Consider the following 5067-nt stretch of genomic DNA (forward strand, 5'->3'; position numbering starts at 1 on the left):
CTCAGTTAAGTCCGGTTGATGAACCAAGAATCCCCGTCGCGTGACTCGCGGGGAGTGTCAAAAAAGATCCTGGCATCAACTGCGATCGCATTTCATCATCATAGGCAGCCGTGACTCAAACCCTAACCCCATCATTCTCAGATACCCAGAACGTTCATCGCTATGTTTTAGATAACGGTATTATCCTGTTAGTCACTGAAAACCCGGCGGCGGACATTATCGCGACCCGTTTATTTTTGAGGACTGGGACCCGTTGGGAACCACCACACCAAGCCGGACTCTCTCACCTCCTCGCCGCCGTCATGACCAAAGGGACAGAAAGCCTGTCATCCCTAGAAATTGCCGAAAGAGTCGAGTCAGTTGGGGCGAGGGTTAGCGCGGACACCTCCTCCGACTATTTCCTCGTCGGTGTCAAAACCGTTTCTGGTGACTTTGAGGATATTTTGGAGTTAGTCGCCCAACTCTTGCGCGCCCCATCTTTTCCCGAAGCGGAAATAGAACTGGAACGCCGCATCACCATTCAAGGTATTAGAGCCCAGAAAGAACAACCATTTTCCGTAGCTTTCGACCATCTACGACGGGGAATGTATCAAAACCATCCCTATGCTATTTCCAGCCTCGGAACCGAAGAAACCGTAAGTCAAATTACCCGCGCCGACTTACAGGAATTTCATCAGACCTATTTTCGCCCAGATAATCTGATTATTTCCCTAGCGGGACGCATTACCCTAGAGAAAGCCCTAAGCCACATACAGAGATGCTTTGGAGACTGGAAAGCACCCCCGACTCCCCTCCCCAAACTCACCCTACCAACAATCATCTCTAACCCCCACAAGGCGATCGCACCCCAGGAAACCCAGCAATCTGTAATTATGCTAGGATACCTCGCCGCCTCGGTCTATCACGAGGATTATGCCACCCTCAAAGTCATGAACACCTATTTGGGTAATGGTCTATCCAGTCGCCTCTTCGTCGAATTACGCGAAAAGCGGGGACTAGCCTATGATGTCTCGGCTTTCTATCCTACCCGCCTAGATGCTTCCCAATTTGTCGTGTATATGGGTACTGCCCCTAATAATACTGCGATCGCTATTGACGGACTACGCGCCGAAGTAGACCGACTTACCAACACCCCCCTCACAGAAGAAGAACTCCAGGTCGCTAAAAATAAACTACTAGGACAATATGCCCTCGGAAAGCAAACTAACAGCCAACTCGCCCAAATTTACGGATGGTATGAAACCCTAGAATTGGGTATTGACTTCGACCAGCAATTTCAAATTGATGTCGCCTCGGTCACAGTTCCACAAGTCCTAGAAATATCTCAAAAATACTTCTGTCAACCTTACCTCGTCTTGGTCGGTCCACAGGCGATCGTCACCCCTTTTTCCTACTCCCACTAACATACTCTCTGCCATGCACAAAATCGCCATTTTGTCAAGATGTCTAAAAACCCTAGCCCCACTCATCCTCAAAACTCGTGCATCGCCAGTTTCAGTTTTCCCTCAAAAAATAACTTTAATCGCCAGAGAATCGGGGTTTCAGCCTTTATTTGTGCATCAAGACACAATACCCCCTTGGTATCGGTTTCCTCAATGTTACCACAACCCCGATAATCTCGTCAACTTTTTGCCACTTTTTATCAAAAAAAACGTATCAAATCTTAACAATCTTTGAAAAATCCCATATATTTGAGCTGTATCAATTAGCCAAACTTATTTTTGGGTCAGGCAACAAATCACCCTGTGGGGTCAACCTGAATCGACCCCTTAATTGATGGTTTCCGATTTGAGACCGTCTATTTAACTGGGTTTACTGACGCTTTTACAGTGGCTGCTGTCAACAATATGCGATCGTAGGGTAGCCGGTTGGGTGAGTGATTCATGAGCCGGTACAGGTTCCCCTATCGGGTGAAAAATGACCTGTTTACAGACCAATTGACTACTACCGCCATAGGCATAATCCCAAATATAGGATTCTGTATCATTAATCGTCGCCGCAGCCGGAGACCAAAACGAACTCAGCAAGACCAATTCTAAAGCCACCAAAGCCGTGATGATATATTTCCACATAATAAATCCCCATTCCCATCAACTCACAGGGTCATAGGCGAGTTTCGGCAGCATCCCTATTGGCGATCGCTAGTCGATACAACCCGCCCATTCTCCCATTATATCAGCCCTTCCCGGGATGTCAAAACTTATTCCGTTTCCCCCTTAGTGCTGGATTTTTTCCTAGTAGTGGACTTTTTGGCAGTAGTAGACTTTTTGGCAGTAGTAGACTTTTTGGCAGTGGTAGACTTTTTGGCAGTAGTAGACTTTTTGGCAGTGGTACTGCTAGTAGACTTCGACCTCGACTTCGACTTCGACCCAGAAGCCGCCTTAGCCTTTAAGAGTTCCAGAGCCTGTTCTAGGGTGAAAGTTTCGATCGCCTGTTCTTTAGGCAAAGAAGCATTAATTTTGCCATGCTTAATATAGGGACCATAGCGACCATCATAGATATTGAGAGGTTCTCCATCTTCCGGGTGTTCTCCCAACTCTCGCAGGGGAGTAAGAGTTTTTTTAGTCCCCCTGCGTCCCACCTTCGGTTGTGCCAGAAGTTCCAAAGCCCGCTCAAAAGTAATAGTCAAGACATCATCAGGAGCCTTGATAGAGCGATAATCCTTAGCCTCCTTACTTTCATGAACCACATAAGGACCAAAGCGACCAATAGCAGCCTTAACCTTAGCCCCCGTTTCGGGATGCAGTCCCAAAAGGCGAGGTAAAGACAAAAGCGACACAGCCACATCCAAAGTCACCGCATCCTTTTCCAGTCCCTTGGGAAGGGAGACCCGTTTCGGCTTCTTATTAGTTTCCGACTCTTCCCCCAACTGCACATAAGGACCATAGGGACCAATTAACATAAAAATCGGTTCCCCTGCTTCTGGATGAACTCCCAGCTTTTCCGGTCCCTCCGTCTTTTGTCCAATCAACTCCTGAATTAACTCAGGAGTCAGGTCAGCAGGAGTCAGGTCTTGAGGAATGGAAGCAGTAATAATCTCCTCATCCTTCTGTGCCTCAATATAAGGCCCAAAGCGACCCAAACACAAACGGTAAGTCATGCCATCAGTAGCATCACCCAAATTTTCCAATTCAATAGTTCGGGCTACCTTAGCATCAATTTGGCTTTCCTGTTCCTTAACCTGATTTTCCAGCCCCCCGTCACCGGAATAGAACTGTTGCAAATAAGGCAACTGGTCCGCCTGTCCAGTGGCTATTTCATCAAGAGTATTCTCCATGCGAGCGGTGAAACGGATATCCACCAAATCGGGAAAATGTTTCTCCAGGAGGCTATTAACGGCAAAAGCCGTAAAAGTAGGAATCAGAGCATTGCCCTTAATTTGAGCATAACCGCGATCGATAATCGTACCAATGACACTCGCGTAGGTACTCGGACGACCTACCCCCTCACTTTCCAGAGTTTTGACCAAAGATGCTTCTGTAAAGCGTGCCGGAGGTTGGGTTTCATGTCCCACTGCCTCCAAATCCTTACAATCAGGATGTTGACCTACTTTTAAAGGTGGTAGAGGTACTTCTTGATTTTCCAAAGCCGCATCAGGATCATCAGACCCTTCTACATAAGCCCGCAAAAACCCAGGGAAATCAATACGTTTCCCCGTCGCCCGAAAACCTGCATCTTCCACCTGTAAGTCAACAGAGATATTAGTTTGGCGAGAGTCAGCCATCTGAGAAGCAACGGTCCGCTTCCAAATTAAGTCATACAGTTTCAAGTCATTACCACTTAACTCAGTTTCCTGGGGAGTACGGAAATAACTTCCAGCCGGGCGGATAGCTTCGTGGGCTTCTTGAGCGCCCTTACTTTTGGTCGTGTACTGGCGTGGTTTCGGACTCAGGTACTCTTTGCCATATTTCTGCTCAACGCAGTTTCTAGCAGCTACTATGGCTTGCTCTGATAAATGTACAGAGTCAGTCCGCATATAAGTAATATAACCACGCTCATAGAGTCCTTGAGCCACCTGCATAGTCTGACGGGCGCTAAGTCTGAGTTTGCGGTTAGCTTCCTGTTGCAGAGTCGATGTGGTAAATGGCGGCGCGGGTTTGCGAGTAACTGAGCGTTGGTCAATATTGCTGACAGACCAGAGTTTCTCCCTCAGTCTCTCCTTGAGGGCTTGGGCTTGGTCTGAGTCTAGTAGGACTACATTACGCCCCTCGGCGATTCTACCAGTGCTTTCATCGAAGTCGCTACCTGTGGCTACCTTTACCCCATTTAGGGTAATTAGTTTCGCCTCAAACTCGGTTTTACCTTGTTCCAGCAAGGCTTTTAGATCCCAATATCCTCCCTGTCGGAAGGCGCGACGTTCCCTCTCTCGGTTTACTATCAATCTTACGGCTACAGACTGCACCCGACCGGCTGACAAGCCTCGGGCGATTTTTTTCCACAGCAGTGGTGACAGTGTATAACCATAGAGGCGATCGAGTATCCGCCGGGTTTCCTGGGCGTGAACCAGTTGTTCATCTAAGTCTCGGCAATGTTGTAGGGCTGAGAGTATGGCTTCCGAGGTGATTTCATGGAAGACCATACGCCGGGTGGGAATTTTCGGTTTTAGCACCTGCAACAAGTGCCAGCTAATACTTTCCCCTTCTCGGTCTTCGTCGGTGGCTAGAACTAACTCTGTCGCTTGTTTAAGCGCTTTTTTGAGTTCTTTGACCACTTTCTGCTTATCTTTGGGGATTACATAAATAGGCTCAAAATTCCCTTCCACGTTTACCCCTAGCCCTGCCCATGTTTTCCCCTTGTACTCTTCGGGAATTTCATCAGCAGAGGGTGGTAAATCCCGGATATGACCCATTGAGGCTTCTACCTGATAGTCTTTCGGTAAGAAGTTACGAATAGTCCGGGCTTTGGTCGGTGATTCAACGATAACTAAAGTTGACATAGCAGCTTTTTCGTATAGCAGCAAACTGGACTTGGGGTCTGGCCCTGGTTTGGGGGAGACCAGAATTTATCTTTTTCTGATACATTTACGCGACATTTATCCGGCTATTGCCTGACAATGCGACGATAGCG

3 protein-coding genes are annotated in these 5067 nt (G+C 47.7%); 1 reads left to right on the plus strand and 2 read right to left on the minus strand.

The window, feature by feature from the left end:
- Positions 1 to 110: 110 nt before the first annotated feature.
- Positions 111 to 1403: a pitrilysin family protein gene (locus tag P5683_RS22565; RefSeq protein ID WP_006623550.1), complete on the plus strand. Its 1293-nt coding sequence runs from the start codon at positions 111 to 113 to the stop codon at positions 1401 to 1403.
- A 399-nt stretch (positions 1404 to 1802) separates the two neighbouring features.
- On the opposite strand, the gene P5683_RS22570 is transcribed toward P5683_RS22565, so the two are convergent.
- The gene (locus tag P5683_RS22570) at positions 1803 to 2072 is read right to left on the minus strand and encodes a hypothetical protein (RefSeq protein WP_006623548.1); all 270 of its coding nucleotides are present in this window, start codon (positions 2070 to 2072) and stop codon (positions 1803 to 1805) included.
- Between the two features lie 128 nt (positions 2073 to 2200).
- On the minus strand, positions 2201 to 4936 hold the full coding sequence (gene topA, locus P5683_RS22575; protein ID WP_035759138.1) for a type I DNA topoisomerase: 2736 nt from the start codon (positions 4934 to 4936) through the stop codon (positions 2201 to 2203).
- Positions 4937 to 5067 lie beyond the last annotated feature (131 nt).

This window comes from Limnospira sp. PMC 1279.21 (assembly GCF_032349615.1).
Classification (GTDB): Bacteria; Cyanobacteriota; Cyanobacteriia; order Cyanobacteriales; family Microcoleaceae; genus Limnospira; species Limnospira fusiformis.